Here is a 24,188-nt window from a genome sequence, read left to right as displayed (position 1 = left end):
CAGGGCGGCGACTGCGCGGAGACTTTCGCCGGGGCCACCGCCGAGCAGATCCGCAACCGCATCAAGACCGTGCTGCAGATGGCGGTCGTGCTCACCTACGGCGCCTCGATGCCCATCGTGAAGATGGGCCGCATGGCGGGGCAGTTCGCCAAACCGCGTTCGAAGGACACCGAGACGCGCGGTGACGTGACGCTGCCGGCGTACCGGGGCGACATCGTCAACGGGTACGACTTCACCGAGGCCTCTCGCACGGCCGATCCGGGGCGACTGCTGCGCGGCTACCACACCGCAGCATCGACGCTGAACCTCATCCGGGCGTTCACGCAGGGGGGATTCGCCGACCTTCGGGAGGTGCACAGCTGGAACAAGGGGTTCGCGCAGAACCCCGCCAACCAGCGCTACGAGCGCCTCGCGACCGAGATCGACCGCGCGATCAAGTTCATGGAGGCGGCGGGAGCCGACTTCGACGAGCTGCGCCGCGTGGAGTTCTACACCGGCCACGAGGGCCTCCTCATGGACTACGAGCGGCCGATGACCCGCATCGACTCGCGGACGGCGACGCCGTACAACACGTCGTCCCACTTCCTCTGGATCGGCGAACGCACACGCGAGCTCGACGGCGCGCACGTCGACTACTTCTCGAAGATCCGCAACCCGATCGGCGTGAAGCTCGGTCCGTCGACCTCGCCAGACGTGGCGCTGGCGCTCATCGACAAGCTCGACCCCGAGCGCGAGCCGGGCCGCCTCACCTTCATCACGCGCATGGGCGCGGGAAAGATCCGCGACGCGCTTCCTCCGCTCCTCGAAGCGGTGAAGGATTCCGGTGCGCGGCCGCTGTGGGTCACCGACCCGATGCACGGCAACGGCATCACCACTCCGACCGGCTACAAGACGCGTCGTTTCGACGACGTCGTCGACGAGGTACGGGGATTCTTCGAAGCGCACCGCGCGATCGGCACCCATCCGGGCGGCATCCACGTCGAGCTGACCGGCGATGACGTCACGGAATGCCTGGGTGGCTCGGAGATGATCGAGGAAGCCACCCTCGCCACGCGCTACGAGTCACTGTGTGATCCGCGCCTGAACCACATGCAGTCGCTGGAGCTGGCCTTCCTCGTCGCCGAGGAGCTCGAGAAGCGCTGACCCGCCCCGGCGATCAGCCGGTGACGGTGATCTGCAGGGTGACGGTCGTTCCCTGCACCCGCATGCTCGACCCCTCGGGATCCTGCGCGGTGACCTCGGTGACCGCGTCGGGCCAGACATTCCAGAGGGCGGAGTAATTCACCTCGAAGCCCTCCGCGCGCAGCGCGTCCGCGGCGGCATCCCGTGTCATGCCGACCACGTCGGGCACCGGGAACAGGGGAGGGCCACTGGAGACCACGAGGTTGGTGCGGTCGCCGGGTCGCCACCATCCGCCGCCCTCACGGTCGGTCATGTAGAGCACGCGGCCCTCTGCGATCTCGGTGCTGGACTCCTGCGCCACGGAGGCGACGTCGATCCCCGCGGCCTCGAGAGTCGCGCGGGCGTCGTCCTCGGTCATGTCGCGCACCGACGGCAACGGTCCGAGCGAGACGCGAAGGCTCGCACTGTCGCCTTCGTTGACTGTGCACTCCTCGCCGCACTCGACGGGGTCGCCGCCGCCACGCGGCGTCACGACGACACCGACGACGACGCCCTCGTCCGCATCGGTGTAGAAGGTCTGATTCTCACCGACGTCGATGCGAGACGCGTCGAGCTGCGCCCTGACATCGGTCTCCGGCTGCCCGTTGAGTCCCGTGAGGGCGACCTCGGCCGGGCCCAGCGAGACGAGCACCGTCACCTCGGTGTCTTTGTCCACACGCGCGCCGGCCTCCGGCTCGGTGTCCACGATCAGTCCGCTGTCGACCTCGAGGCTGAACACGCCCTCCTCGACCCCGGTGAGCGACTCCTCGGCGAGGGCGCCCTGCGCCTGATCGAAGGTCAGACCGCTGAGGTCGGGTACCGCCACCTGTGAGCCGGGCCCCGACCCGAACCACCATCCGGCGGCTCCGGCGAGTGCTGTCAGGATGACGACGACGCCGAGCAGCCAGGCTCCCTTTCGCGACCGGCGCTTGGAGGCCTGTCGCAGCCGTGACGTGTTGTCAACGTCTTCGGCCAGATCCGTCGGACCGGTGACGGCTGCCGGAAGGACCTTCGTGAGCTCTCCGGATGCACCGCTCTCATCGCGGGTGACGCCGGTGTCGACGGTGCGGGCGACCTGCGGCGTCACGCCCAGCTCGCGCTCGATCTCGCGCAGGCGCTCCAGCATCTCCCGGGCGTCGAGCGGGCGATCATCGGGCAGCTTCTCGGTCGACCACAGCACGAGCTCGTCGAGCTGTTCGGGCACACCGGGGTTCTTGACGCTGGGGCGGGGCACGGAGTCGGTGGCGTGCTGATAGGCGATCTGCATCGGCTGCTCGCCTTTGTAGGGCTGCTCGCCGGCGAGCATCTCGTAGAGCACGATGCCGAGGGCGTAGATGTCGCTGCGGGCGTCCGCGGTGCCCCGGGTGACGAGCTCCGGCGCGAGGTAGGCGATCGTGCCGAGCAACTGCGCGCCGGTCGCGGTGTTGGCCGTCGTCGCTCGCGCCAGGCCGAAATCGCCGATCTTGATGCGGCCGTCTTCGGCCAGGAGGACGTTCTCGGGCTTGACGTCTCGATGGACGATCCCGGCACGGTGCGCCGCCGCCAGGCCGGACAGGATGGCGTCCATGATCGAGATCGCCTGCGGCACGGTCAGTCGTCGCTGCTCTTTGAGGAGCTCCCGCAGGGTGATGCCCGGCAGGTACTCCATGACCAGGTAGGCCATGTCGCCGTCCTGGCCCTGGTCGAAGACGTTGACCACGTGGGGGTCGGCCAGCCGGGCGGCGGCGCGAGCCTCCTGGATGAATCGGCTCTGGAAGACCGAGTCATCGCTCAGATGCCCGTGCATCACCTTCAGGGCGACGCGGCGCTCCAGTCGCAGGTCGGTGGCGACGTACACTGTGGCCATGCCGCCTCGCGCGATGCGAGCACGCACGCGGTATCTGCTGTCGACCAGACGGCCGATCAGCGGATCCGTCTGCTGACTCGTGCTCACGTTCAGAGTCTACGGATGAGCACCTGGGAGCTCCGGTGCGCCGCACCGGCCGATCGGAGTCCGATCCTCACGCGTCGTCAACCGTGAGCGGCGAGCCACGCTTCGGCCGGAGCCTCCCACCGGGCGTATCGATCGGGGTAGGCGGAGATCTGCACCGCCTGCGCGGCATCGGCGAACGACATCGACTCCCATCCGGGGATGTCGAGAAGACCGCGCGTCGCGTAGCCGTTGGGGTCGTCGGCGCCGCCGAAGAAGGCGAGCGTCGCATAGCGCCGGTCGAGGATCTGAGCCGCGGAGCCCCAGCCGGTGCTGGGTCGCTGCTGGAAGAGCCCGAGCGAGTCGCGGTCGCCCCAATCGAGGTTCCGCAGCCACGACTCCTGCATCGCCGTGCCCAGGGCGATGGTGATGCCGCGGTCGCTCACCCCGAGTTCGCGTCCGATCGAGATGATCAGCCGCGCGTTCTCGATCTGCTCGGCGTCGAGCGACGAGTCGACGGACTGCTCGGCCGGCGTGGCGGATGCGGTGGCGGCCGCGGCAGTCATCGTCGGTGCCAGCGCCAGCGTCTGACCGGGGTAGATGATGGAATCCCGCTGCAGCCCGTTCGCCGCCAGCAGCGCGTCGACCGTGGTGCCGTGCTTCTGGGCGATGGCGAAGACCGTGTCACCCGCGGTGACGGTGTGGGTGCCGCCGGAGTCGGACGCCACCGGGGGAGTGGATGGTTCGCTCAGCGCAGTCAGCACGATCTCCTGTCCCGGGTGGATCACGCTGGACCATCCGAGCCCGTTCAGGCGGAGCACGTCGTCGGTGCGAAGGCCGTGAGCCGCCGCGATGGAGCTGACGGTGTCACCCGCGCGAACGACATAGCGCTGCGGGACGGAGTTTGCGGCGACAGCGGATGCGGTGGTCACGGACGCGGGTGCGGCGGGAAGCTTCGCCCCGCGCGCAAGGTGACCTCCGGTGGACGTCGCCTCGGCGTGCGCCGGGGTCGCGGCGGCGATGATCGCCAGGGACCCGAGGATCGCCATCGGGGTGGCCGCGCGCCGTGCCCGCGGCGTGGGCGTGATGTCGCTGATGGTGCTCATGGGATCCCTCCGGTCGACGCAGCTACGCTGTCACGGTTGGAAACGGGAGTCAATCAAAGTGACACATGTGAAAGATGAGACTTCTGTTACCTTTGTCGACTCGTTGCGGTCGGGTGGGCCGTCTGCACTGACCTGCGGTGCAGGAAGAACCGGGGGCGGAATGAGATAGTGACATCGTGACTGTGGATGCTTCCCCGATGCCGACCGACTGGCTGACCCTCCCCGAGCTCGCCGAGGAGCTCGATGAGACGCTCGGGCGCGTCAAGCGCCTGCTCGATGAGTCGCACCTCGTGGCCTCGCGTCGTCATGGCGCGCCGCGCGTCCCGTCGCTGTTCGTGCTCGACGGCAGGCCGCTGTCCTCGCTGCGCGGAACGGTGATCGTGCTGCACGACGCGGGATTCGACGATGACGAGACCATCGATTGGCTGCTGGCGCCGGAGGACTCCATCGGAATGGCGCCGATCGAGGCTCTGCGCCTGGGCCGGAAGAGCGAGGTCCGTCGCGTCGCCCAGTCCCTGGCCTGAGCCCCGTCTCAGGTGGTGCGGATGCTCGCGGCCCGGGCGAGCTCCCGCAGCTGACTGACCGATGCGTTGTCGAGCCGCGCCCCGGACAGGGCGCGGTCGGCGGCTCGGGCCCGCTCGGCGATGAGGGCCTCCACCCGGTCGAGTGCACCGGTGTCGGTGATCGTCTGCTGAAGGGCCGCGATCTGGGCCGCGTCGAGTGTCGGGTCGCCGAGCATCTCATCGAGCAGACGTCGCGGTCCCGAGGGAAGGGCCTCGCGTGCGTAGGCGATGAGGACGGTGCGCTTGCCCTCCCGGAGGTCGTCCCCCGACGGCTTGCCCGTCGTCTCGGCATCGCCGAAGACCCCGAGGACGTCGTCGCGCAGCTGGAAGGCCATGCCCACGGGCAGGCCGAACGAGGCGAGTGCCATCGTCTGCGCCTCGTCGGCTTCCGCAAGGGCCGCGCCGATGAGGAGGGGCTGGAGCATGCTGTAGCGGGCCGACTTCAGCTCGGCCACGCGCAGGGCACGGGTGGCGTGGCTGTCGTCCGGCTGGCTCGCCCACGCCGATTCTTCCGCGACGTCCAGGAACTGGCCGATCGTGACCTCGCGTCGCATCGTCGCGTACTCGCGACGCGTGCGGGTCGCGCGCCCGGGTTCGAGCTCGGAGAGCGCATCCTCGAGGAGGTCGTCCGACCAGGCGACCAGGAGGTCGCCGAGGAGGAGGGCGCCGGATCGCCCGAACGCGCGTGGGTCTCCCTGCCACCTCGCTCCGGCGTGGTGCGCTTCGAGCGCCTTGTGCGCCGCGGGGTGACCGCGTCGCGTATCGGAGTTGTCGATGATGTCGTCGTGCACCAAGGCTGCGGCGTGGAAGATCTCGAGCGCCGCGGCCGTCGCCAGCACGTGTTCGGGGACCTCGCTCCCGGGTGTCGCGGCGTCGACGACGGCGCGCCATCCGGCGACGCAGAACCGGGCGCGCAGTCGCTTTCCGCCGGCGACCGCGGCGGCTCCGGCGTCGACGATGAGGGCCGCCTCGTCTCCCCACGCGTGAGCATCGCGGCGCTGAGCCGAGATGAAGGTATCCAGTCGCTGGGAAATCACCTGAGTGAGGTCTGGAGCCGATGACACGGGCCTAGCCTAGTAATCGCCAGCCCGAGTAGAATGTCGGGAAGATAACAGCAGTCCAGAGGGGGATGCATGCCACTGTCCGAACAGGAGCAGCGTCTGCTCGATGAGATGGAACGCCATCTCATGCGCAACGAGGCCGACGTGGTCACCGCCCCCGAAGGCGGACGCTCCCTCAGCTATCGAAATATCGTCTACGGCACGATCCTCGTGCTGCTCGGTCTCGCCGGGCTGATCGTCGGGGTCGCCGTCCAGCTCATCGTCGTCGGCGTCATCGGCTTCGTCATCATGCTCGGAGGCGTCGTGCTCGCCGTCACCCCGCTGCGCGGCGCTGCCGCGACGGGAGGACCCGCCAAGCCGAAAGCAGCGCCCTCGGCGCCGCGAGGGTCTGGTCCGTCCTTCATGGATCGCATGAACGATCGTTGGGATCGTCGGCAGGGAGAGCGCTGACCTCTCCACCCTCCTCCACTTCTGAGAACACCGGCCTTCGGGCCGGTGTTTTTTTGTGCGCCCGCAGTCTCGGCGTAGTTCGGGACAACACCGGTGTGTCCGCCATCGTGCGGAAATTGCGGCCGAAGTGATACAAAGTGGGGCAAAGTGGAGTAAAGTGGGGATCAACCTGGAGGGGCCGGACGAAGGGTGGGGGTGAGTGGCACATGCTGCTGGGCACGCACACTCCCAAGCTCGACGACAAGGGCCGCGTCATCCTTCCTTCCAAGTTCCGTGACGATCTCGGCGCCGGGGTCGTCGTGACCCGCGGGCAGGATCGCTGCCTCTACGTCTTCGCCACAGAGGAGTTCGAGCGTGTGCACGAGCGCATCCGCGAAGCGCCCCTCGCCAACAAGCAGGCCCGAGATTTCCTGCGCATGTTCCTGTCGGGAGCGAGTGCGGAGAAGCCCGACAGTCAGAACCGCATCACGATCCCGCCGCCGCTGCGCGCCTACGCGGGCCTCGAGAAGGAGCTGATCGTGACGGGTGTCGGTGCTCACGCCGAGATCTGGAACGCCGAGGCGTGGAACGCCTACGCCGAGAGCAACGAAGAGACCTACGCCGAGATGGAGCAGGAGGTGATCCCGGGCCTGTTCTGAGCCCTCTGCGCCGACTCCCAGCCGTTCAGCCCTGACACCACTTCCCCGGCGTCAGGTCAGGAACGGATGGGGATCAGCGAAGAGGGACCGGCCGTCGACATCATGGACGCGCGAGAGATCCACACCCCTGTCATGCTCGGCCGCTGCGTCGAGCTGCTCGCACCGGCGCTCCAGAAGCCGGGCGCGGTGCTGATCGACGGGACGCTCGGGATGGGAGGGCACTCCGAGGCCTTCCTCGAGCGGTTCCCGGATCTGCACCTCATCGGCCTCGACCGTGACCGGGACGCCCTCCGGATCGCCGGCGGGCGTCTGGAGCGGTTCTCGGACCGGACGACCCTCGTGCACACGGTCTACGACGATGTCGACACGGCGCTGAGCGAGGCCGGCGTCGACAGGGTCGACGGCATCCTCTACGACCTCGGCGTCTCGTCGCTCCAGCTCGACGTCGCCGATCGCGGATTCGCCTACGCGCAGGATGCGCCGCTGGACATGCGGATGGACCAGAGCATCGGGGTGACCGCTGCGGATGTCGTCGGGGAGTACGGCGAAGGCGACCTGCGCCGCATCTTCGAGCGATACGGCGAGGAGAAGCTGGCTGCGCGGTACGCACGGGCGATCATCGCCGCGCGTGCCGACGCACCCATCGAACGCTCGGGACAGCTCGTGCAGATCCTGAGCGACGCGACGCCGGCCGCGGTCCAGCGTGCCGGGCATCCTGCCAAGCGGGTCTTCCAGGCGCTGCGCATCGAAGTCAACGGCGAGCTCGCCGCGCTCGAGCGCGCGGTACCCGCCGCGATGGGCGCGCTGGCCGTCGGCGGCCGCATCGTGGTGCTGTCGTACCAGTCGCTCGAGGATCGGCTCATCAAGCGCGCATTCGCGGAGGCGACCGCTTCGACCGCCCCCGCCGGTCTTCCCGTGGAGCTGCCCGAGCACGCTCCCCGTTTCCGTCTGCTGGTCAAGGGTGCCGAACTCGCATCCGATGAAGAGCGTGCGCGCAACTCACGGGCGATCCCCGTGCGGTTGCGCGCCGCCGAACGAGTGAGGGAGGCACGATGAGCACCGCACCTGCCGTCAGCCCGCTGCGGCGCCCGATCGAGGCGCCCGAACGCCGACTCCACGTCGTCGCCGAGCCGGATCGCAAGCGTCGCCCGAAGCTGCTCTACGGGATGGTCGCCCTTCTCGGTGCGTTCGCGATCGCCGGAGCCCAGATGGCTCTGTCGGTGCTCACCACCCAGACCTCGTACGACATCGCCGAGCTCACGTCGCAGCAGCGGAACCTGACCTACGAGAAGCAGATCCTCACCGACGAGCTGGCCGGTCTCAGCTCCCCGCAGTACCTCGCCGCCAACGCGGCCGCGCTCGGCATGGTGATCGATGAGACGCCCGCCTACCTGCGCCTCAGCGATGGAGCGGTGATCGGTGCGAGCGAGGCCGCCGGCGCGGTGTCCACCGTCGACGCGATCGGCCGCGGCGCGGTCGAGAACGCGCTCATCTCCGAGACCCCGCTCGTCACGGCCCCCGACGCGACCATCGCCGGTGACCCCGTGACGGCGGAGGAGATGGGACTGCCCGCCGACACGCCGCTGCCCGTGACCGACGGTCTGCCCACACCTGCGACACGCTGATTCCATGACGACTCGCGCCACCCGCAGTCCGCGTCGCCGCACCGTCGTCGCCCTCGCCGTCGTGCTGGCGGTGCTCGCCGCCTTCATCGTGCGGCTCGTCGACATCCAGGTCGTGAACGCCGACGATCACATCGAGGACTCGCTGTCGTGGGCATTCGGGGGTTCGCAAGAACTCTCGGGCACGCGGGGCGCGATCGTCGACGCCGACGGCGAACCGCTCGCCGGAAGCGTGCTCACGTACGACGCACAGCTCGATCCGTCGAACGCGGGCGACATCCGCCGGGCCGATGCCACCGGCGACAGCGAGGTGGTCGCCTGGCCGACCGTCGCCGCGGAGATCGGGGCCATCACGGGCCAGAGTGGCGAAGACGTCATGCGCGTCGTCGACGATGCGCTGGCTGAGGATGCGGATTCTCAGTATGCGCAGCTGGCACAGGGCCTCACGACGCAGCAGTATCGGGATCTCGTCTCCCTGGGGGTGCCCTTCCTCTATTTCGAGCCGCGCCCCGACCGCACCTATGTCGACGGTGCCGTCGCCGGCAGCCTCATCGGATACGTGGGCAGCGACGGCGTGCCGCTGGCCGGTCTGGAACTGAGCCAGAACTCGTGCCTCGAGGCGTCGGACGGCACGCTCAGCTATCAGAAGGGCAAAGACGGGGTGATCATCCCCGGCACGTCCGTCGAGGAGCCGGCGGTCGACGGGGGCACCCTCCAGCTCACGATCGATCGCGATCTGCAGTGGTACATGCAGCAGCTCATCGCCGAGCAGGCCGACGACATGGGCGCGCAGTACGGCAGCATCCTCGTGGTCGAGGCCGAGACCGGCAAGATCCGCGCCGCGGCGGAGTATCCGGGCGTGGACCCGAACGATGTCGAGTCGGCCGATGTGGATGCTCGCTACAGCCAGCTGTTCACGGCTCAGCGCGAACCCGGATCGACCTTCAAGGCGCTCACCGCGGCGACCCTTCTCGACACCGGCGCGCAGACCCCGTATTCGACCGTCGACGCCGCCAGCTTCGAGACCTTTCCGAACGGGGCGCGGGTGCGGGATGCCTTCGTGCATCCGTCGTACACGTACACGCTGACCGGAGCCCTCATCGACTCGTCCAACGTCGCGGTGTCGAAGTTCAGCGAGCGAGTGTCCGCTCAGACGCGATACGACTACCTCACGGACTTCGGCATCGGCGGGGGTGTCGATGTCGGCTACCCCTCCACGGCGTCGGGATACATCCGACCGGTCGACGAGTGGGACAATCAGACCCTCTACAACACCTCGTTCGGTCAGGGACTCCTGACGACGGTGCCCGAACTCGCACAGGCGTACACCGCCATCACGAACGACGGTGTCCGGGTGCCGCTCTCACTCGTCGAGTCGTGCACGACGGCGGATGGGACCGTCATCGAGCCCGAGCTCCCCGATCCCGTGCGCGTCGTGAGCGAGGACACCGCAGACGAGGTGAGCACGATGCTGGAGAACGTGTTCCTGCAGAGCGAGTACGCCGAAGACGTGGCCATTCCGGGATATCGCGTCGCGGGCAAGACCGGAACCGCCGAGAAGACAGACGGAGAGGGCGGCTACAAGGTCGGCGTGTACTTCACGACGATGATCGGATTCGCCCCGGCCGACGACCCGAAGTACATCGTCGTCGTCAACCTCGACGAGCCGACGAAGGTAACATCGTCTTCGGCCAACGTACCGGCTTTCCAGAAGGCGATGACCCAGGTGCTGAAGAACTACCGGGTGATGCCGTCGACCTCGACGCCGGAGGAACTCCCCAAGTTCGGGTGAGTGCGACGGCCGGAGAACACATGATCGCCCTCACCATCGCACAGCTCGCCCGGATCGTCTCGGGCCGCCCCGTCCTCGTCGGCTCCGACACCCTTGGGACCGTCGTCTCCGGCGCCGTCGACACCGACTCCCGCAACATCGGACCGGGCGACGTCTTCGTCGCCAAGCCCGGCGAGGCCACCGACGGACACCTGTTCGTCGGTGGAGCCGCCGACGCGGGTGCGGCTCTCGCTCTCGTGGAGCGGCACATCGATGCGCCGATCTCGCAGGTCGTGGTCGACGACGTCGTCGACGCCATCGCCGCGCTCGCCCGGCACGTCGTCGGGGTCGTCCGCGCACGCGGTGACCTCCGCATCGCCGGGATCACCGGCTCCAACGGCAAGACGACGACCAAGAACCTGCTCGCGCGCATACTTCAGGACGAGGGCGACACGGTGGCCCCTCGCGCATCCTTCAACAACGAGGTCGGTGCGCCGCTGACCATGCTGCGCGTCGACGACGACACCCGCTTCCTCGTGAGCGAGTTCGGCGCGAGCGCGCCGGGGGAGATCGCCCGCCTCGCCGGCCTGGTCGAGCCCGACCTCGGCGTGGTGCTCATGGTGGGCATGGCCCATGCGGGCGGCTTCGGCGGGATCGAGGCGACCTTCCACGCGAAATCCGAGCTGGTCCGTGCGCTCCGCCCGGGAGGGGTCGCGGTCTTGAACGCCGACGATCCGCGGGTGTCGGCGATGGCGCCCATCGCCGAGGAGATCGGTGCGTCGGTGCGCTGGTTCGGCCGCGGGGAACGGGCGGAGGTCCGTGCGGTCGACGTGGAGGTGACGGCGACGGGCACCGTCGCCGCGATCGTCGTCGACGGCGAGGCGCGCACCCTGCGGCTGCGCGTGCTCGGCGAGCACCACGTGATGAACGCGCTCGCGGCTCTCGCCGCCGCCACCTCCTTCGGCGTCGACCTCGATGCCGCGATCGCCCGGCTGGAAGCCGTCGAATTGGCCGAGCGCTGGCGCATGCAGCCGCTCGGCGGCGACCGCGTGCGGATCATCAACGACGCCTACAACGCGAGCCCCGACTCCATGGCCGCCGCGCTGCGCACCCTGGCGCAGATCACTGCGCGCGATGAGCGCATGGTCGCCGTCCTCGGCGCCATGAGCGAGCTCGGCGAGTACGCGGGGGAGGAGCACGACCGAGTGGGGCTGCTCGCCGTTCGCCTGGGCGTGCAGCGGATCGTCGTCGTCGGCGACGACGCCCGGCGTCTGTTCCTCTCGGCGGTCGGCGAGGGTTCCTGGGACGGCGAGGCGGTGTTCTTCTCGACCGCGGACGAGGCGTACGACTACCTCGTCACGGAGCTGCGGGACGGCGACCGCGTGCTCGTGAAGTCGTCGAACTCCGCGGGACTGCGCCACCTCGGCGACCGGCTCGGCGAGGCGTTCTCATGAGGTCGCTCCTGACGGCAGCGGCGATCTCGCTGGCCTTCACGCTCTTCCTCACGCCGGTCTTCCTGCGCCTGTTCCGGGCGTGGGGGTGGGGTCAGGTCATCCGGACCCCTGAGACCGGCAACAACCCCCGCCACGGCGCGAAGCGCGGCACGCCGACCATGGGCGGCACGATCTTCATCGTCGGCACCATCGTCGGATACTTCATCGGCGCCTACGTCGGCAACAATCCGCCGACCATCTCGGGACTCATGGTGCTGTGGCTCATGGTCGGGTTCGGCGTGGTCGGCTTCATCGACGACTACCTGAAGGTGCGCAGTCAGCGCAGCCTCGGGCTGTCGGGCTGGCGCAAGGTGATCGGACAGGTCATCGTCGTGGTGCCGTTCGCCGTCGTCGGGCTCAGCTTCCCGAATCTCGCGGGGACGACGCCCGCCTCGCCGTACGTCTCGGTCTTCCGCGACGTGCCCATCCTGTACTTCTTCGCGCTCGCGCCGATCATCGGATGGCTCATCTACCTCGCGTGGATCATGCTGATCGGCGTCGCGGCATCGAACTCCGTGAACGTGACGGACGGACTGGACGGACTCGCCGCCGGAGCGGGGATTTTCGTCGTGGGCGCCTACAGTCTCATCGCCTTCTGGCAGTTCAACCAGGCGTGTGCGGGGGGCAAGGTCCTCCAGCCCGACGTGCAGGCGGGGTGCTACGAGGTGCGCGACCCGTTCGACCTCGCCATCGTGTCGGCCGCCTTCGTCGGGGCACTCGTCGGCTTCCTCTGGTGGAACGCGCCCAAGGCGAACGTCTTCATGGGCGATGTCGGGTCGATGGCGATCGGGGGCGTCATCGCCGCGATGGCGATCCTCACCCGCACCGAGCTGCTGATGGTGCTCGTCGCCGGCGTCTACGTCATCGCATCCGGTTCCGTCATCCTGCAGCGCCTGTACTTCAAGCTCACCCGGGGCAGGCGCCTGTTCCTCATGAGTCCCCTGCACCACCACCTCGAGATGCGGGGATGGTCGGAGGTCACGATCGTGGTGCGCATGTGGATCATCGCGGGCCTCCTGGCCGTCTCGGGTGTCGGACTCTTCTACGTGGAATGGCTCACGCGCACATGACCGACGACGCCCGCCTGTCCTCCCTCACCAGCTGGTATGCCGACTGGAAGGGGGTGAAGGTCGCCGTGCTCGGCCTCTCGGTCACCGGATTCTCGGTCGCCGACACGCTCGCGGAACTGGGCGCGGACGTGCTCGTCGTCACCGAGAGCGCTTCGCAGGAATACGCTCGGCTGCTTCCCGTGATCGGCGTGCGCGCGTGGACGGGCTCGCTGGATACCGTCCCCGGCGACCTCGTCGACTTCGCACCGGAGGTCGTGATCGCCTCGCCCGGGTTCGCCCCGCACCACCCTGTCATCTCCTGGGCGCAGGAGACCGGCATCCCGTTGTGGGGCGACGTCGAGCTCGCGTGGCGCGTGCGCGACAAGGTGACGCGCGCGGACGGATCGCCCGCGGACTGGGTGCTGGTCACCGGCACCAACGGCAAGACGACGACGACGCGGATGGCGGCGACGATGCTCGTCGCCGCGGGCCTGCGCGCCGCTCCCGTCGGCAACATCGGCACGCCGGTGCTCGACGCGGTGCGCGACCCCGCGGGCTTCGACGTCCTCGTCGTCGAGCTCTCGAGTCACCAGCTGTGGTATCTCGGGCTCCAGAGGGGTCCCCAGCCCGTCTCGCCGGCCGCCAGCGTGTGCCTGAACCTCGCCGATGACCACCTCGAATGGCATGGGTCGTTCGAGGCCTACCGCGATGCCAAGGCCCATGTCTACGACCACACGCGCATCGCGTGCGTCTACAACAAGTCCGACGAGGCCACGCGACGCATGGTGGAGGACGCCGAGGTGGTCGAGGGGGCCCGAGCGATCGGATTCGACCTCGGCGTGCCGGGCCCGAGCGACATGGGCGTCGTCGACGGCATCGTCGTCGACCGTGCCTTCCTCGATGACCGTCGCACCAGCGCGCTGGAGCTCACGACGCTCGCCGATCTCGATGCCCGAGGGCTCGGCGCTCCCCACGTCGTATCGAACATCCTGGCGGCGGCCGCTCTGGCGCGCGCGGTCGGTGCGCCGCCGGCGGCGGTCCGCGACGCGCTCACCGCGTTCACGCTCGATCCGCACCGCATCGAGGTCGTCGCCGCAGAGGCCGGGATCACCTGGGTCGACGACTCCAAGGCGACGAACCCCCACGCGGCCGCGTCGTCTCTGGCGGCGTATCCGGGTGCGGTCTGGGTCGTCGGGGGTCAGCTCAAAGGTGTCGACATCACGGGCCTCGTCGCCGAGCGTGGGCCGGCGGTGAAGGCGGCGATCCTCATCGGAGCCGACCGCGCGGACCTGGTGGCGGCATTCGAACGACACGCCCCCGCGGTGCCGGTGTTCGAGGTCGCCTCCGATGACACTGAAGAGGTCATGGCACGGGTCGTCGAACTGGCGGCGGGCGTCGCCGCCGACGGAGACGTGGTCCTCCTCGCTCCGGCAGCGGCATCCTTCGATCAGTTCTCCTCCTACGCCGATCGCGGCCGGCGTTTCGCCGACGCGGTGAAGGATCGTCTTGCGAGGGGGAGTCAGGGTGACCACGACGCACAGCCCGTCCCCGGCGACATCTGACGACGGCGGCTCGAGAGGTGGCCTGACCGCGCGCGTCTCGCTCGGCCGCGTGTTCGCTCCGGTGCCGAGTGAATTCCTCCTCATCGCCTCGACGGCGCTGATCCTCACCGGCTTCGGGCTCGTCATGATCCTCTCCGCGACATCGGCGACCTCCACCGCATCGGGCGTCGCGCCGTGGGATGCGGCGATGAAGCAGGCGGTCTTCGCCGTCCTCGGCATCCCGCTCATGTTCATCGCGAGCCGTCTTCCCATCGCCTTCTGGAAGCGCATCGCGTGGCCCGCGCTGATCGGGGCCACCGTCTTCCAGCTGCTCGTGTTCACCCCCCTCGGCGTCGAGAACGACGGAAACCGGAACTGGATCGTCATCGGCGGCATTCAGGCGCAGCCGTCCGAGTTCCTGAAGCTCGCCCTCGCGCTCTGGCTCGGGTTCGTCCTCTTCCGCAAGCGCACGCTGCTGGGGCTGTGGCGTCACGTCTTCATCCCCGTGGTCCCGGTCGCCGGCGCGGTGATCGCGACGGTGCTCGCCGGACGTGACCTCGGCACGGCCATGATCCTCGTTCTGATCGTGCTGTCGGCACTGTTCTTCTCGGGCGTGAAGCTGCGCATCTTCATCCTGCCGCTGATCATCGCCGTCGGCTCGGTCGCGGCGCTGGCGGTCACCAGCCCGAACCGCATGGCGCGCATCATGAGCTTCCTCGATGCCAACTGCGATTACTTCGACGAGTGCTATCAGCCGATGCACGGCATCTTCGGGCTGGCGCAGGGAGGTGTCTTCGGTCTCGGGCTCGGGAACTCCAAGGAGAAGTACAACTGGCTTCCCGCCGCCGCCAACGACTACATCTTCGCCATCGTCGGAGAGGAGCTCGGCCTCATCGGCTGTGTCGTGGTGCTCGCGCTCTTCGCCCTCTACGCCGTCGGCGCCTTCCATGTGATCCGCAAGACCGACGATCCCTTCGTCCGCATCGTTGCCGGCTCCGTCACGGTGTGGATCGTCGGCCAGGCGCTCATCAACATCGGGGTGGTGCTGCGCGTCTTCCCGGTGCTCGGGGTGCCGCTGCCCTTCATGTCACAGGGAGGCACCTCTCTCCTGTCGCTCCTGGTGGCGACCGGTGTGCTGCTGGCGTGTGCGCGTTCCCTGCCGACGCGCACCCCATCAGTCGGCGCTCCGCCGAATCCCGGTCGACGTGCGAGGATCGGGTGAGTGACCACCTACCTCCTCGCCGGCGGCGGCACCGCCGGGCATGTCAATCCGCTCCTCGCGGTCGCCGACGGGCTCCGCGACCGCGATCCCGAGGCTGAGGTGCTCGTCCTCGGCACGAGGGAGGGCCTCGAAGCGCGGCTGGTGCCGGAACGGGGCTATGAGCTGCTCTTCGTCGACAAGGTGCCCTTCCCTCGTCGGCCGAACCGGAATGCCGCGGCCTTCCCGACGCGATTCCGGCGCGCCATCTCGCAGGTGAGGCGTCACCTGGAGGATCGCGGCGTCGACGTCGTCGTGGGGTTCGGCGGGTATGCCTCCGCGCCCGCCTACGTTGCCGCATCCCGTGCCCGCGTGCCGTTCGTCGTGCACGAGGCCAACGCCAAGCCGGGTCTGGCGAACATCCTCGGCGCCCGCCGCGCCGCCGGCGTGGGCGTGGCCTTCGACGGCACGCCGCTGAAGCGCTCGTCCGTCGTGGGCATGCCGCTTCGCCGCGAGATCGTCGACCTCGACCGAGACGCGCGGCGCGCGCAGGCCGCTGAGCTGTTCGACCTCGACGAGGATCGCCCGGTGCTGCTCGTCTTCGGCGGATCGCTCGGCGCCCAGCGGCTGAACGAGGCGTTCGGCGACGGGCACGGCGCCGCGTGGCGCGATGTGCTCGACGCCGGTTGGCAGCTGCTGCACGTGACGGGGGAGCGGTCGACCCTGTCGGATCCGGGGGTACCCGGCTACACCGTGCGTCGGTACGTCGACAGGATGGACCTCGCCTTCGCTCTCGCCGACGTCATCGTCTCGCGCGCCGGCGCGGCCACGGTGTCGGAGGTCAGCGCCCTGGGCATCCCGGCCGTCTACGTGCCGTACGCCGTCGGAAACGGCGAGCAGGCCCTCAACGCCTCGTCCGCGGTGCGCGCCGGAGCGGCGCGCCTCATCGCCGACGCGGAGTTCACGCCGGGCGCCGTGCGCGACGAGGTGCTGCCCCTGCTGGCCGACGCCGAGCGGCGGCAGGAGATGGTTCGCGCGTCGGCCCGCGTCGGAACCCGGTCGGGGACCGAGAACGTGATCGCGATGATCGATCGCGCCCTGGCGTGACGCGGCGCTGACTCCGCCACGCGTGCAGAGGAGATCCCGGTCAAGGAGGACGGATGCGGTGCCCGGCTTCCTCTCGGGGCGCGATGTCCTCTCGAAGCGCGCGCGATCAGCGCCGGAGGGCGTCCGCGACGAGGGCGAGGGCCTCGTCGGCGTCCATCCGGACCATGTGCACCTGCTCGGCGAAGTCGGCAGCCGCCGCCTCGATCCGTCGACGCGCGGGATCGGTCGACATCGCGACGAAGGTGCCGGCACGGCCACGCGTCTCGATGACCCCCGCCGCCTCGAGCTCCCGATACGCGCGCGCCACCGTGCCCGGTGCGACGCCGAGCTGCTGCGCGAGCGCGCGCACCGGCGACAGGCGCGAGCCGGGCGTGAGCGAGCCGTCTCGCACGGCATCGACGATCTGCGTGCGGAGCTGCTCGAACGGGGGGACGGCGAGGGAGGCGTCGACGGTGAGTCTCATCGGCGCTCATCATGGTCGTCGCGATCGCAACGTGTCAACACGAACAGCCCACTCCCAGCGCGCCGGGAGGGTGGGTCACCCTGCCCGGCCTAGGATTGTCGGGTCATGATCAGACCCGACCTCTCCCTGCCGATCCCCGAGCGGATCGAGGCTGCGCACTTCATCGGCATCGGCGGCTCGGGCATGTCGGGCCTTGCCCGCATGTTCCTGCAGCGCGGCATCCGCGTGTCCGGTTCGGACCGTGCCGACAGCGCCGCCCTGCGCGAGCTGGCGGAGCTCGGCGCGACCGTGCACGTGGGGCACGACGCCGCGAATCTCGCGGACGACGTCGACACGGTCGTCCACACCGGCGCGATCTGGGCGGAGAACCCCGAGTTCCTCCTCGCGAAAGAGCGCGGTCTGCACGTGATCCACCGCTCGCAGGCGCTGTACTGGCTCATCGGCGGCCGTCGGCTGGTGTCGGTCGCGGGGGCGCACGGCAAGACCACCTCGACCGGCATGATCGTCACCGCCCTGCGCGACCTGGGCGATGACCCGACGTTCGTCAACGGAGGGGTCATCGCGCAGCTCGGAGCCTCGAGTGGCATGGGTGCCGACGACCTGGTGGTCATCGAGGCCGACGAGTCCGACGGCACCTTCCTGCTCTACGAGACCTCGATCGCCCTCATCACCAACATCGACGCGGACCATCTCGACCACTACGGCACCGCGGACGCCTTCGACGACGCGTTCGCCCGGTTCGCCGACGCCGCGCGCGAAGCCGTCGTCATCTCGGCCGACGATCGCGGCGCGCGTCGCGTGCGGGAGCGGATGACGCATGAGAACGTCGTCACGTTCGGGGTGAGCGACGACGCCGACGTGCGGCTCGTGGACCTTCGAACCGACGGCCCCGTCTCCTTCGCCGTCGAACACGCCGGCGAACGCGTGGATGTTCGTCTGCCCATCCCGGGTGCCCACAACGCGCTCAACGCCACCGGAGCCATGGCGGTGCTGCTGTCGCTGGGGTGGCGGCTGGACGGCGCCGCACGTGCCGTCGGGGGATTCACCGGCACGGTGCGCAGATTCGAGCTCCACGGCGTCGAGAGGGGGGTCAGCGTGTTCGACGACTACGCGCACCACCCGACCGAGGTCGCGGCCGCCCTGGCCGCAGCCCGCACCGTGATCGGCGACGGCCGGATCATCGCCCTGCATCAGCCGCACACGTACTCGCGCACGCAGGCGATGTTCCGGGAGTTCGCCGAGGTGCTCGAATCGCACGCAGACCACACGGTCGTGCTCGACGTCTACGGAGCCCGCGAGGATCCCGTCCCGGGCGTGACCGGCGAGCTCGTCGCCGATGCCTTCGAGCGATCGGACCGCGTGGCGTTCGTCCGGGATTGGCAGGATGCGGCGGACTACACCGCGTCGGTCGCGCGGGCCGGCGATTACATCATCACCCTCGGCTGCGGGAACGTGTACCTGATCATCCCGCAGGTTCTCGAGGCCCTGGCGGGCACGACGGACGCTCCGGCGGGGAAGTAGCAGGCGGTGCGCCGGCCCTCTCCGCTCCCGCCGCCGCAGCGCTCGAACGACGCCGTCGATGTGCGCGCAGCGCGCGCCGAGGCGGCACGCGGCGACCACTCGCCCGGTGACGAGGGCCTCGACGACCTCGACGACGCTGTGCGCGTCGCCGACGAAGCCGATGACGACGGACCCGCCGGAATCGCACCCGTCGTCGGCCTCGATCGCGCGCGGGGCGGGAGCGCGTCGCGGAATGCGCGTGCCGCGTCCGGGGTGACGGGAGACGCCGGAGCCGACGACACCGATGCGACGGGATGGCGTGCCGTCTGGCGAGCCGCTCGCGCGCGTCGGCGGGCGCTCCGGGCAGAGATGCGTCGCTTCACCGTTCGTCAACGACGACGGCGAGCGGCATGGCTCTGGTCGGCCGGGGCGGTGGTCGCCCTCGTGGTGGTGACCCTCGGTGCGGCGTATTCCCCGCTGTTCGCCGTGGAGCGCATCCGCGTCGTCGGTGCGGACACCCTCGATGCCGCGAGCGTCGAGGAAGCGCTGTCTGGTCAGCTCGGCACGCCGCTGCCCCTCGTCGACGAGAGCGCCGTCAAAGCCACGCTCGTGACGTTCCCGCTCGTGGAGACCTACACGCTCGAAGCGCGACCTCCCCACGACCTCGTCGTGCGCATCGTCGAGCGCACGCCGGTGGGCGTGATCGACGGCCCCGCGGGCTTCACGCTGGTCGATGCCGCGGGCGTCGCGCTGTCGACCACACCCGAGGCGCCGGAAGGCGAGCCGGTGCTGGAAGTGGTCGGCGGCACCGGGTCTGCGGCATTCGAGGCGGTCGGGCAGGTCGTCCGAAGCCTCCCGGAGGCGATCCGCGCGCAGGTGACCGCCGTATCGGCCTCCTCGGCCGATGACGTCACCCTCACGCTGGGCGGCACGGACACCGACATCGTGTGGGGCAATGCCGACGACTCGGCCCTCAAGGCCCTGGTGCTCGAGCGCCAGATGGCGGCGACGCCTCCCGAGGACGTCTCCTCGTACGACGTGTCATCGCCCGATGTCGTCGTCGTGGGATGACGCGCCCGACGACGCAGAACGACGTTTGCGCGACACGCCGACGCCCTCCGGATCTTGGGGTCGTGGACGCATACCTTCGATCTCAGGAATTGCATACCGGGCAATTCTTTAAGCCTCTAGTAGAGGTTGAAACTTGGGTTCGGACGAGACGGAGGCCCGCATGAGCCAGAACCAGAACTACCTTGCGGTGATCAAGGTCGTCGGCGTCGGCGGCGGCGGCGTCAACGCGGTCAACCGCATGATCGAACTCGGCCTTCGCGGCGTCGAGTTCATCGCCGTGAACACCGACGCCCAGGCGCTGCTGATGAGCGACGCCGACGTCAAGCTCGACGTCGGGCGTGAGCTCACCCGCGGGCTCGGCGCCGGAGCCGACCCCGAGGTGGGTCGACGCGCGGCCGAAGACCACGCCGAGGAGATCGAAGAGGCCCTGCGGGGCGCAGACATGGTCTTCGTCACGGCGGGAGAGGGCGGTGGCACCGGCACGGGGGGAGCGCCCGTCGTCGCCAAGATCGCGAAGTCCATCGGCGCACTCACCATCGGTGTCGTGACCAAGCCCTTCTCCTTCGAGGGGCGCCGGCGACAGAGCCAGGCCGAGTCGGGCGTGGCGAAGCTGAAGGAAGAGGTCGACACCCTCATCGTGGTGCCGAACGACCGGCTCCTGGAGATCAGCGATCGCGGCATCTCGATGATGGAGGCGTTCGCCACCGCCGATCAGGTGCTTCTGGCCGGTGTGCAGGGCATCACCGACCTCATCACCACGCCGGGCCTCATCAACCTCGACTTCGCCGACGTCAAGTCGGTCATGCAGGGTGCGGGCTCCGCCCTTATGGGAATCGGCTCCGCTCGGGGCGCCGACCGCGCCATCAAGGCGGCCGAGCTCGCGGTGGAGTCGCCTCTGCTCGAAGCCTCGATCGAGGGTGCGCACGGCGTGCTGCTGTCGATCCAGGGCGGATCGAACCTGGGCATCTTCGAGATCAACGATGCGGCTCAGCTCGTCAAGGAGGCCGCGCACCCCGAGGCCAACATCATCTTCGGAACGGTCATCGACGACACGCTCGGCGACGAGGTGCGGGTGACGGTGATCGCGGCGGGGTTCGACGGCGGGGAGCCTTCTCTCCGTCTCGACCCGGTGGGCACGGCGCGCGTGACCACGACCACCGCGCCGGTGCTTCCCGCGACGCCGGCTGATGAAGCGGCCAAGGAGCGCGACGAGGAGCCCGCGCCGGCGGAGAAGGTTTCGGTGGCGGCACCGGCTCTGCCGGAGTCGTCCTACGACTCCGCGTTCAACGACGACGACCTCGACATCCCCGACTTCCTGAAGTAGTCGGTGGCCGAAGAAGGTCTTGCGCAGCGACTTGCGCACCTCGACGCCCGTGTCGCGGAAGCGGCGCGGGCGGTCGGTCGTTCCCCCGCGGAACTCACGCGCATCGTGGTGACGAAGTTCCATCCCGCGAGCCTCGTGACAGAGCTCTACGGGCTTGGGGTGCGGGATGTGGGGGAGAACCGCCAGCAGGAGTTCAGCGCCAAAGCCGGGGAGATCGGCCCTTTGGACGGTCTTCGCTGGCACTTCATCGGACAGGCGCAGACCAAGAAGGCCCGGGCGATCCGGGCCGCTGCCTCCGTCGTGCACTCGGTCGACCGCGAGAAGCTCGCGGATGCCCTGGATCGTGCCGGCGAGGCGCTGCCGCCGCTCGATGTGCTGGTCCAGGTGAATCTCACCGACGATCCGGGTCGCGGCGGCGTCGCCCCGGGCGACCTGGAGCGTCTCGCCGAGCACGTCGCCGGATGCGAGACGCTCGCGCTGCGCGGCGTCATGGCCGTCGCGCCCCTCGACGTGGAGCCGGCATCGGCATTCGCGACGCTCGCCGGATATGCCGAACGCGTGCGCAGCGTCGTGCCCACGGCGACATGGATGTCGGCGGGGATGACCGCCGACTTCGCCGAGGCGATCGCCGCGGGTGCGACACACCTGCGGATCGGCTCGGCAATCACGGGTCCCAGGCCCGACCACGGTTAACCTCGGAAACAGGATGAGCGATCCTCGCCGACAGGCGAACAGGGAGGAACGATGTCGAACGTGCTGAAGAAGTCCATGGTGTATCTCGGACTCGCGGACGAAGAAGAGGTCTACGACGAGACCGAGTCGCAGCCCGCGCGCAAGGCGCAGGCGCCGGAGAAGACCACGGCGCCGGTGACGCCGATCCACCGCCCCGCCGTCGTGCGCCAGCCGGTCGCCACCCAGGTCAGTGAGATCCTGACGGTGCACCCTAAGCAGTACCGCGACGCGCAGGTCATCGCCGAGAGCTTCCGCGACGGCGTGCCCGTGATCATCAACCTGTCGCAGATGAGCGACGCCGACGCGCGACGTCTCATCGACTTCGCCAGCGGCCTCTCCCTCGGCCTGTACGGGCGCATCGAGCGGGTGACCAGCAAGGTCTTCCTGCTGTCGCCCGAGAACGTCTCGGTATCGGGCGAGGGCGCTGTCGCCCAGGCCGATCCCGATGCGGTGCCGTTCGCACAGACCTCCTAGGTCGTGGGCGTCATCCAGGTCATCGCAGGGGTCCTGAATTTCCTGCTGCTGATCTACGTGTTCGTTCTCCTCGGGCGTCTCGTGCTCGAGTGGATCCCGGTGTTCAATCGCGAGTGGCGACCGCGCGGTTTCGGCCTCGTGCTCGCCGAAGTGGTCTACACGGTCACCGATCCGCCCATCCGGCTGTTCCGTCGCTTCATCCCTCCGCTGCGCGTCGGCGCGGTGGCCATCGACTTCGGCTTCGCCCTCACGATGCTGCTGTGTTTCATCCTGCTCTCGGTGACCCGCACCATCGCCGCGGGGTGAGTCCCTTCGACACCCCCGGAACCCCGGACTATGCTTTTCTGAAAGCGACCCCGTCGGCATCCGCCTTCGGGCCCCACATCGGCAAGCGATACGCGCTCGAAAGAGGTACCACCCATGGCATTGACCCCCGATGACGTCGTCACCAAGCAGTTCCAGCACGTCCGGTTCAAAGAAGGATTCGACCCGGACGAGGTGGACGACTTCCTCGACGAGATCGTCGTGGAGTGGCGCAAGGCCCTCGCCGAGAACGAGGAGCTGAAGGCGAAGCTCGCCGCGTACGAGTCGGGCGAGCAGGCTCCGGCCGCCGCCGAGGCCCCGGCCGCCGAGGAGGCGGAGGCCCCCGCCGCCGCTCCCGTCGCCGAGGCTCCCGCGGCTGCTGCCGGTGGAGCCGCCGGTGCCCAGAGCGCCGGCATCATCGAACTCGCTCAGCGTCTCCACGACGAGCACGTCGCCGAGGGCCAGGCTCAGCGCGACCAGCTCATCGCAGACGCGCAGTCGCGTGCGGCGACGATCGTGGCCGAGGCCGAGGCGAAGGGCCGCGACGAGATGGCGCGCCTCGAGCGCGAGCGCACCACCTTGGAGGGTCGCATCACCGAGTTGCGCAACTTCGAGCGCGACTACCGCGCTCAGCTGCGCAGCTACATCGAAGGCAAGCTGCGCGATCTCGAGACCACGTCGACGTCGTCGGGCTCGACCCCGGTGTCGGCGATCGGCCTTTGAGAGGCAGAGCCCCTCTTCACACGGCGGCGGCCGGTATCCTCGTCGCGATCCTCGCGGCGTCGGTGCTGGCCGCCGACCAGTTGTCGAAGTACCTCGCCATCGAGAACCTGCCGCTTCGCGAAGCCGTCCCGGTCTGGGGCGAGTTCCTGCAGTGGTATCTCGTCTACAACCCGGGTGCGGCCTTCTCGCTCGGCGAGGAGTACACCTGGATCTTCACCATCGCGCTCGGTGCCGTCGCCGTCGCGATTCCGGTGATCGTCGTCCGGTCGGTGCGTTCGCGCGTCTGGGCCGTCACGCTCGGACTCCTGCTCGGCGGGGTGCTCGGGAACCTGTTCGACCGGCTGTTCCGGGAGCCGGGCTTCGGTGTGGGTCACGTCGTCGACTTCATCCTCACGCCGTGGATGTGGTTCTGGATGAACCCGGCGATCTACAACGTCGCCGACATGTTCATCGTCACGATGATGGTCGTCGTGGCCGTGCTCATCCTTCGCGGTGTGCGCCTCGACGGAACGCGCGAGCATCGCGAGACGCCCGCCGAACCCGGTGAGCAGGTGAAGGACTGACGTGCCGTCGCGCATGATCCCCGTCCCGGACGGGCTCGAGGGCGCGCGCGTGGATGCCGCGCTGGCGAAGATGCTCGGCTTCTCCCGCACCTTCGCGGCGGAAGTGGCCGAATCGGGCGGTGTCGCGTCGGGTGGTCGGTCGCTCGGCAAGTCCGATCGCCTCGAATCCGGCATGTGGCTCGACGTCACGTGGCAGGACAAGCGGGAGCCGGAGGTCGTGCCGGTCGCCGTCCCCGACCTCGGTATCGTCTTCGAGGACGACGACATCGTGGTCGTCGACAAGCCATCGGGGGTCGCCGCGCATCCGTCCGTCGGGTGGGAGGGCCCGACGGTGCTCGGAGCGCTTGCAGCCGGAGGGTTCCGGAT

The 24,188-nt window shown here is 69.2% G+C and carries 24 protein-coding genes and 1 pseudogene; 21 read left to right on the top strand and 4 right to left on the bottom strand.

The features are described 5' to 3' along the window. The coding region (locus B4E30_RS05220; RefSeq protein ID WP_286793822.1) for a 3-deoxy-7-phosphoheptulonate synthase class II at window positions 1-1,143 on the top strand (1,143 nt) is incomplete at its 5' end. A gap of 13 nt (window positions 1,144-1,156) precedes the next feature. On the opposite strand, the gene pknB is transcribed toward B4E30_RS05220, so the two are convergent. Then, complete coding sequence (pknB, locus tag B4E30_RS05215; protein ID WP_286793820.1) at window positions 1,157-3,094, bottom strand: Stk1 family PASTA domain-containing Ser/Thr kinase; 1,938 nt, start codon at window positions 3,092-3,094, stop codon at window positions 1,157-1,159. A 77-nt stretch (window positions 3,095-3,171) separates the two neighbouring features. Beyond that, the gene (locus B4E30_RS05210; protein WP_286717278.1) at window positions 3,172-4,176 is read right to left on the bottom strand and encodes a LysM peptidoglycan-binding domain-containing protein; all 1,005 of its coding nucleotides are present in this window, start codon (window positions 4,174-4,176) and stop codon (window positions 3,172-3,174) included. Between the two features lie 197 nt (window positions 4,177-4,373). Here B4E30_RS05210 and B4E30_RS05205 point away from each other — a divergent pair, with 197 nt between their 5' ends. Further along, a complete protein-coding gene (locus B4E30_RS05205; RefSeq protein ID WP_071043682.1) occupies window positions 4,374-4,700 on the top strand; it encodes an Rv2175c family DNA-binding protein in 327 nt (108 codons plus the stop codon). Window positions 4,701-4,708: 8 nt separating this feature from the next. On the opposite strand, the gene B4E30_RS05200 is transcribed toward B4E30_RS05205, so the two are convergent. Further along, window positions 4,709-5,803: a polyprenyl synthetase family protein gene (locus B4E30_RS05200; RefSeq protein WP_286793818.1), complete on the bottom strand. Its 1,095-nt coding sequence runs from the start codon at window positions 5,801-5,803 to the stop codon at window positions 4,709-4,711. Between the two features lie 69 nt (window positions 5,804-5,872). Here B4E30_RS05200 and B4E30_RS05195 point away from each other — a divergent pair, with 69 nt between their 5' ends. The 10 genes from B4E30_RS05195 (at window position 5,873) to B4E30_RS05150 (ending at window position 16,669) form a co-directional block, all read left to right on the top strand. Then, complete coding sequence (locus B4E30_RS05195) at window positions 5,873-6,250, top strand: DUF3040 domain-containing protein (RefSeq protein ID WP_286717282.1); 378 nt, start codon at window positions 5,873-5,875, stop codon at window positions 6,248-6,250. 206 nt (window positions 6,251-6,456) lie between these two features. Then, window positions 6,457-6,888 (top strand): division/cell wall cluster transcriptional repressor MraZ, encoded by a 432-nt coding sequence (gene mraZ / locus B4E30_RS05190; RefSeq protein ID WP_194383296.1) that lies wholly within the window; start codon window positions 6,457-6,459, stop codon window positions 6,886-6,888. Window positions 6,889-6,954: 66 nt separating this feature from the next. Then, window positions 6,955-7,944: a 16S rRNA (cytosine(1402)-N(4))-methyltransferase RsmH gene (gene rsmH, locus B4E30_RS05185; RefSeq protein WP_390178711.1), complete on the top strand. Its 990-nt coding sequence runs from the start codon at window positions 6,955-6,957 to the stop codon at window positions 7,942-7,944. Further along, entirely contained in the window at window positions 7,941-8,513 is a 573-nt protein-coding gene (locus tag B4E30_RS05180; protein WP_071043677.1) for a hypothetical protein, read from the top strand. Before rsmH ends, B4E30_RS05180 begins: the two co-directional genes overlap by 4 nt. 4 nt (window positions 8,514-8,517) lie before the next feature. Next, on the top strand, window positions 8,518-10,302 hold the full coding sequence (locus tag B4E30_RS05175) for a peptidoglycan D,D-transpeptidase FtsI family protein (RefSeq protein WP_194383295.1): 1,785 nt from the start codon (window positions 8,518-8,520) through the stop codon (window positions 10,300-10,302). A gap of 20 nt (window positions 10,303-10,322) precedes the next feature. Next, complete coding sequence (locus B4E30_RS05170; RefSeq protein WP_286793815.1) at window positions 10,323-11,735, top strand: UDP-N-acetylmuramoyl-tripeptide--D-alanyl-D-alanine ligase; 1,413 nt, start codon at window positions 10,323-10,325, stop codon at window positions 11,733-11,735. Beyond that, window positions 11,732-12,844 (top strand): phospho-N-acetylmuramoyl-pentapeptide-transferase, encoded by a 1,113-nt coding sequence (gene mraY / locus B4E30_RS05165; RefSeq protein WP_194383293.1) that lies wholly within the window; start codon window positions 11,732-11,734, stop codon window positions 12,842-12,844. Before B4E30_RS05170 ends, mraY begins: the two co-directional genes overlap by 4 nt. Then, window positions 12,826-14,385 carry a UDP-N-acetylmuramoyl-L-alanine--D-glutamate ligase gene (murD, locus tag B4E30_RS05160; protein ID WP_390178710.1) on the top strand — a complete coding sequence of 520 codons (1,560 nt, stop codon included), beginning with the start codon at window positions 12,826-12,828 and terminating at the stop codon, window positions 14,383-14,385. Before mraY ends, murD begins: the two co-directional genes overlap by 19 nt. Then, the gene (gene ftsW, locus B4E30_RS05155) at window positions 14,348-15,586 is read left to right on the top strand and encodes a putative lipid II flippase FtsW (RefSeq protein WP_194383292.1); all 1,239 of its coding nucleotides are present in this window, start codon (window positions 14,348-14,350) and stop codon (window positions 15,584-15,586) included. The genes murD and ftsW overlap by 38 nt, the downstream gene beginning before the upstream one ends. Further along, window positions 15,587-16,669 (top strand): UDP-N-acetylglucosamine--N-acetylmuramyl-(pentapeptide) pyrophosphoryl-undecaprenol N-acetylglucosamine transferase, encoded by a 1,083-nt coding sequence (locus B4E30_RS05150; RefSeq protein WP_194383291.1) that lies wholly within the window; start codon window positions 15,587-15,589, stop codon window positions 16,667-16,669. It begins immediately after the preceding gene. A 106-nt stretch (window positions 16,670-16,775) separates the two neighbouring features. On the opposite strand, the gene B4E30_RS05145 is transcribed toward B4E30_RS05150, so the two are convergent. Then, window positions 16,776-17,132: a GntR family transcriptional regulator gene (locus B4E30_RS05145; RefSeq protein ID WP_194383290.1), complete on the bottom strand. Its 357-nt coding sequence runs from the start codon at window positions 17,130-17,132 to the stop codon at window positions 16,776-16,778. 105 nt (window positions 17,133-17,237) lie between these two features. On the opposite strand from B4E30_RS05145, the gene murC reads away from it, so the two are divergent. From murC to B4E30_RS05100, 9 genes and pseudogenes are all read left to right on the top strand, one after another. Then, on the top strand, window positions 17,238-18,653 hold the full coding sequence (gene murC, locus B4E30_RS05140) for a UDP-N-acetylmuramate--L-alanine ligase (protein WP_286793813.1): 1,416 nt from the start codon (window positions 17,238-17,240) through the stop codon (window positions 18,651-18,653). A 6-nt stretch (window positions 18,654-18,659) separates the two neighbouring features. After that, a complete protein-coding gene (locus B4E30_RS05135; protein ID WP_228480755.1) occupies window positions 18,660-19,703 on the top strand; it encodes an FtsQ-type POTRA domain-containing protein in 1,044 nt (347 codons plus the stop codon). Window positions 19,704-19,863: 160 nt separating this feature from the next. Further along, window positions 19,864-21,027, top strand: coding sequence for a cell division protein FtsZ (gene ftsZ, locus B4E30_RS05130; protein ID WP_194383288.1), 1,164 nt, complete (start codon window positions 19,864-19,866; stop codon window positions 21,025-21,027). A 3-nt stretch (window positions 21,028-21,030) separates the two neighbouring features. Then, complete coding sequence (locus tag B4E30_RS05125) at window positions 21,031-21,720, top strand: YggS family pyridoxal phosphate-dependent enzyme (RefSeq protein ID WP_286793810.1); 690 nt, start codon at window positions 21,031-21,033, stop codon at window positions 21,718-21,720. A 51-nt stretch (window positions 21,721-21,771) separates the two neighbouring features. Then, a complete protein-coding gene (locus tag B4E30_RS05120) occupies window positions 21,772-22,233 on the top strand; it encodes a cell division protein SepF (protein WP_071043665.1) in 462 nt (153 codons plus the stop codon). A 3-nt stretch (window positions 22,234-22,236) separates the two neighbouring features. After that, window positions 22,237-22,539 carry a YggT family protein gene (locus tag B4E30_RS05115; protein WP_071043664.1) on the top strand — a complete coding sequence of 101 codons (303 nt, stop codon included), beginning with the start codon at window positions 22,237-22,239 and terminating at the stop codon, window positions 22,537-22,539. A gap of 114 nt (window positions 22,540-22,653) precedes the next feature. Continuing rightward, window positions 22,654-23,259: a DivIVA domain-containing protein gene (locus B4E30_RS05110; protein ID WP_194383286.1), complete on the top strand. Its 606-nt coding sequence runs from the start codon at window positions 22,654-22,656 to the stop codon at window positions 23,257-23,259. Continuing rightward, window positions 23,256-23,822, top strand: a complete 567-nt coding sequence (gene lspA, locus B4E30_RS05105; RefSeq protein WP_286793808.1) for a signal peptidase II — start codon at window positions 23,256-23,258, stop codon at window positions 23,820-23,822. The genes B4E30_RS05110 and lspA overlap by 4 nt, the downstream gene beginning before the upstream one ends. A gap of 13 nt (window positions 23,823-23,835) precedes the next feature. Continuing rightward, window positions 23,836-24,188 (top strand): annotated as a pseudogene (locus B4E30_RS05100) (RNA pseudouridine synthase); the annotation flags it as partial.

Source organism: Microbacterium sp. UBA3394 (assembly GCF_002358725.1).
In the GTDB taxonomy this organism is placed as follows: Bacteria; Actinomycetota; Actinomycetes; order Actinomycetales; family Microbacteriaceae; genus Microbacterium; species Microbacterium luteum.
Note: the sequence above shows the minus strand (reverse complement) of the source record. Positions and strands in the feature narration are given on the sequence as shown.

Bases quoted from the DNA above. Each gene is read 5' to 3' on its own strand.
- B4E30_RS05210 (WP_286717278.1), bottom strand. From the start codon at position 4,176: ATGAGCACCATCAGCGACATCACGCCCACGCCGCGGGCACGGCGCGCG.
- B4E30_RS05205 (WP_071043682.1), top strand. From the start codon at position 4,374: ATGCCGACCGACTGGCTGACCCTCCCCGAGCTCGCCGAGGAGCTCGAT.
- B4E30_RS05195 (WP_286717282.1), top strand. From the start codon at position 5,873: ATGCCACTGTCCGAACAGGAGCAGCGTCTGCTCGATGAGATGGAACGC.
- mraZ (WP_194383296.1), top strand. From the start codon at position 6,457: ATGCTGCTGGGCACGCACACTCCCAAGCTCGACGACAAGGGCCGCGTC.
- rsmH (WP_390178711.1), top strand. From the start codon at position 6,955: ATGGGGATCAGCGAAGAGGGACCGGCCGTCGACATCATGGACGCGCGA.
- B4E30_RS05180 (WP_071043677.1), top strand. From the start codon at position 7,941: ATGAGCACCGCACCTGCCGTCAGCCCGCTGCGGCGCCCGATCGAGGCG.
- B4E30_RS05175 (WP_194383295.1), top strand. From the start codon at position 8,518: ATGACGACTCGCGCCACCCGCAGTCCGCGTCGCCGCACCGTCGTCGCC.
- B4E30_RS05170 (WP_286793815.1), top strand. From the start codon at position 10,323: ATGATCGCCCTCACCATCGCACAGCTCGCCCGGATCGTCTCGGGCCGC.
- mraY (WP_194383293.1), top strand. From the start codon at position 11,732: ATGAGGTCGCTCCTGACGGCAGCGGCGATCTCGCTGGCCTTCACGCTC.
- murD (WP_390178710.1), top strand. From the start codon at position 12,826: ATGGCTCACGCGCACATGACCGACGACGCCCGCCTGTCCTCCCTCACC.
- B4E30_RS05145 (WP_194383290.1), bottom strand. From the start codon at position 17,132: ATGAGACTCACCGTCGACGCCTCCCTCGCCGTCCCCCCGTTCGAGCAG.
- murC (WP_286793813.1), top strand. From the start codon at position 17,238: ATGATCAGACCCGACCTCTCCCTGCCGATCCCCGAGCGGATCGAGGCT.
- ftsZ (WP_194383288.1), top strand. From the start codon at position 19,864: ATGAGCCAGAACCAGAACTACCTTGCGGTGATCAAGGTCGTCGGCGTC.
- B4E30_RS05120 (WP_071043665.1), top strand. From the start codon at position 21,772: ATGTCGAACGTGCTGAAGAAGTCCATGGTGTATCTCGGACTCGCGGAC.
- B4E30_RS05110 (WP_194383286.1), top strand. From the start codon at position 22,654: ATGGCATTGACCCCCGATGACGTCGTCACCAAGCAGTTCCAGCACGTC.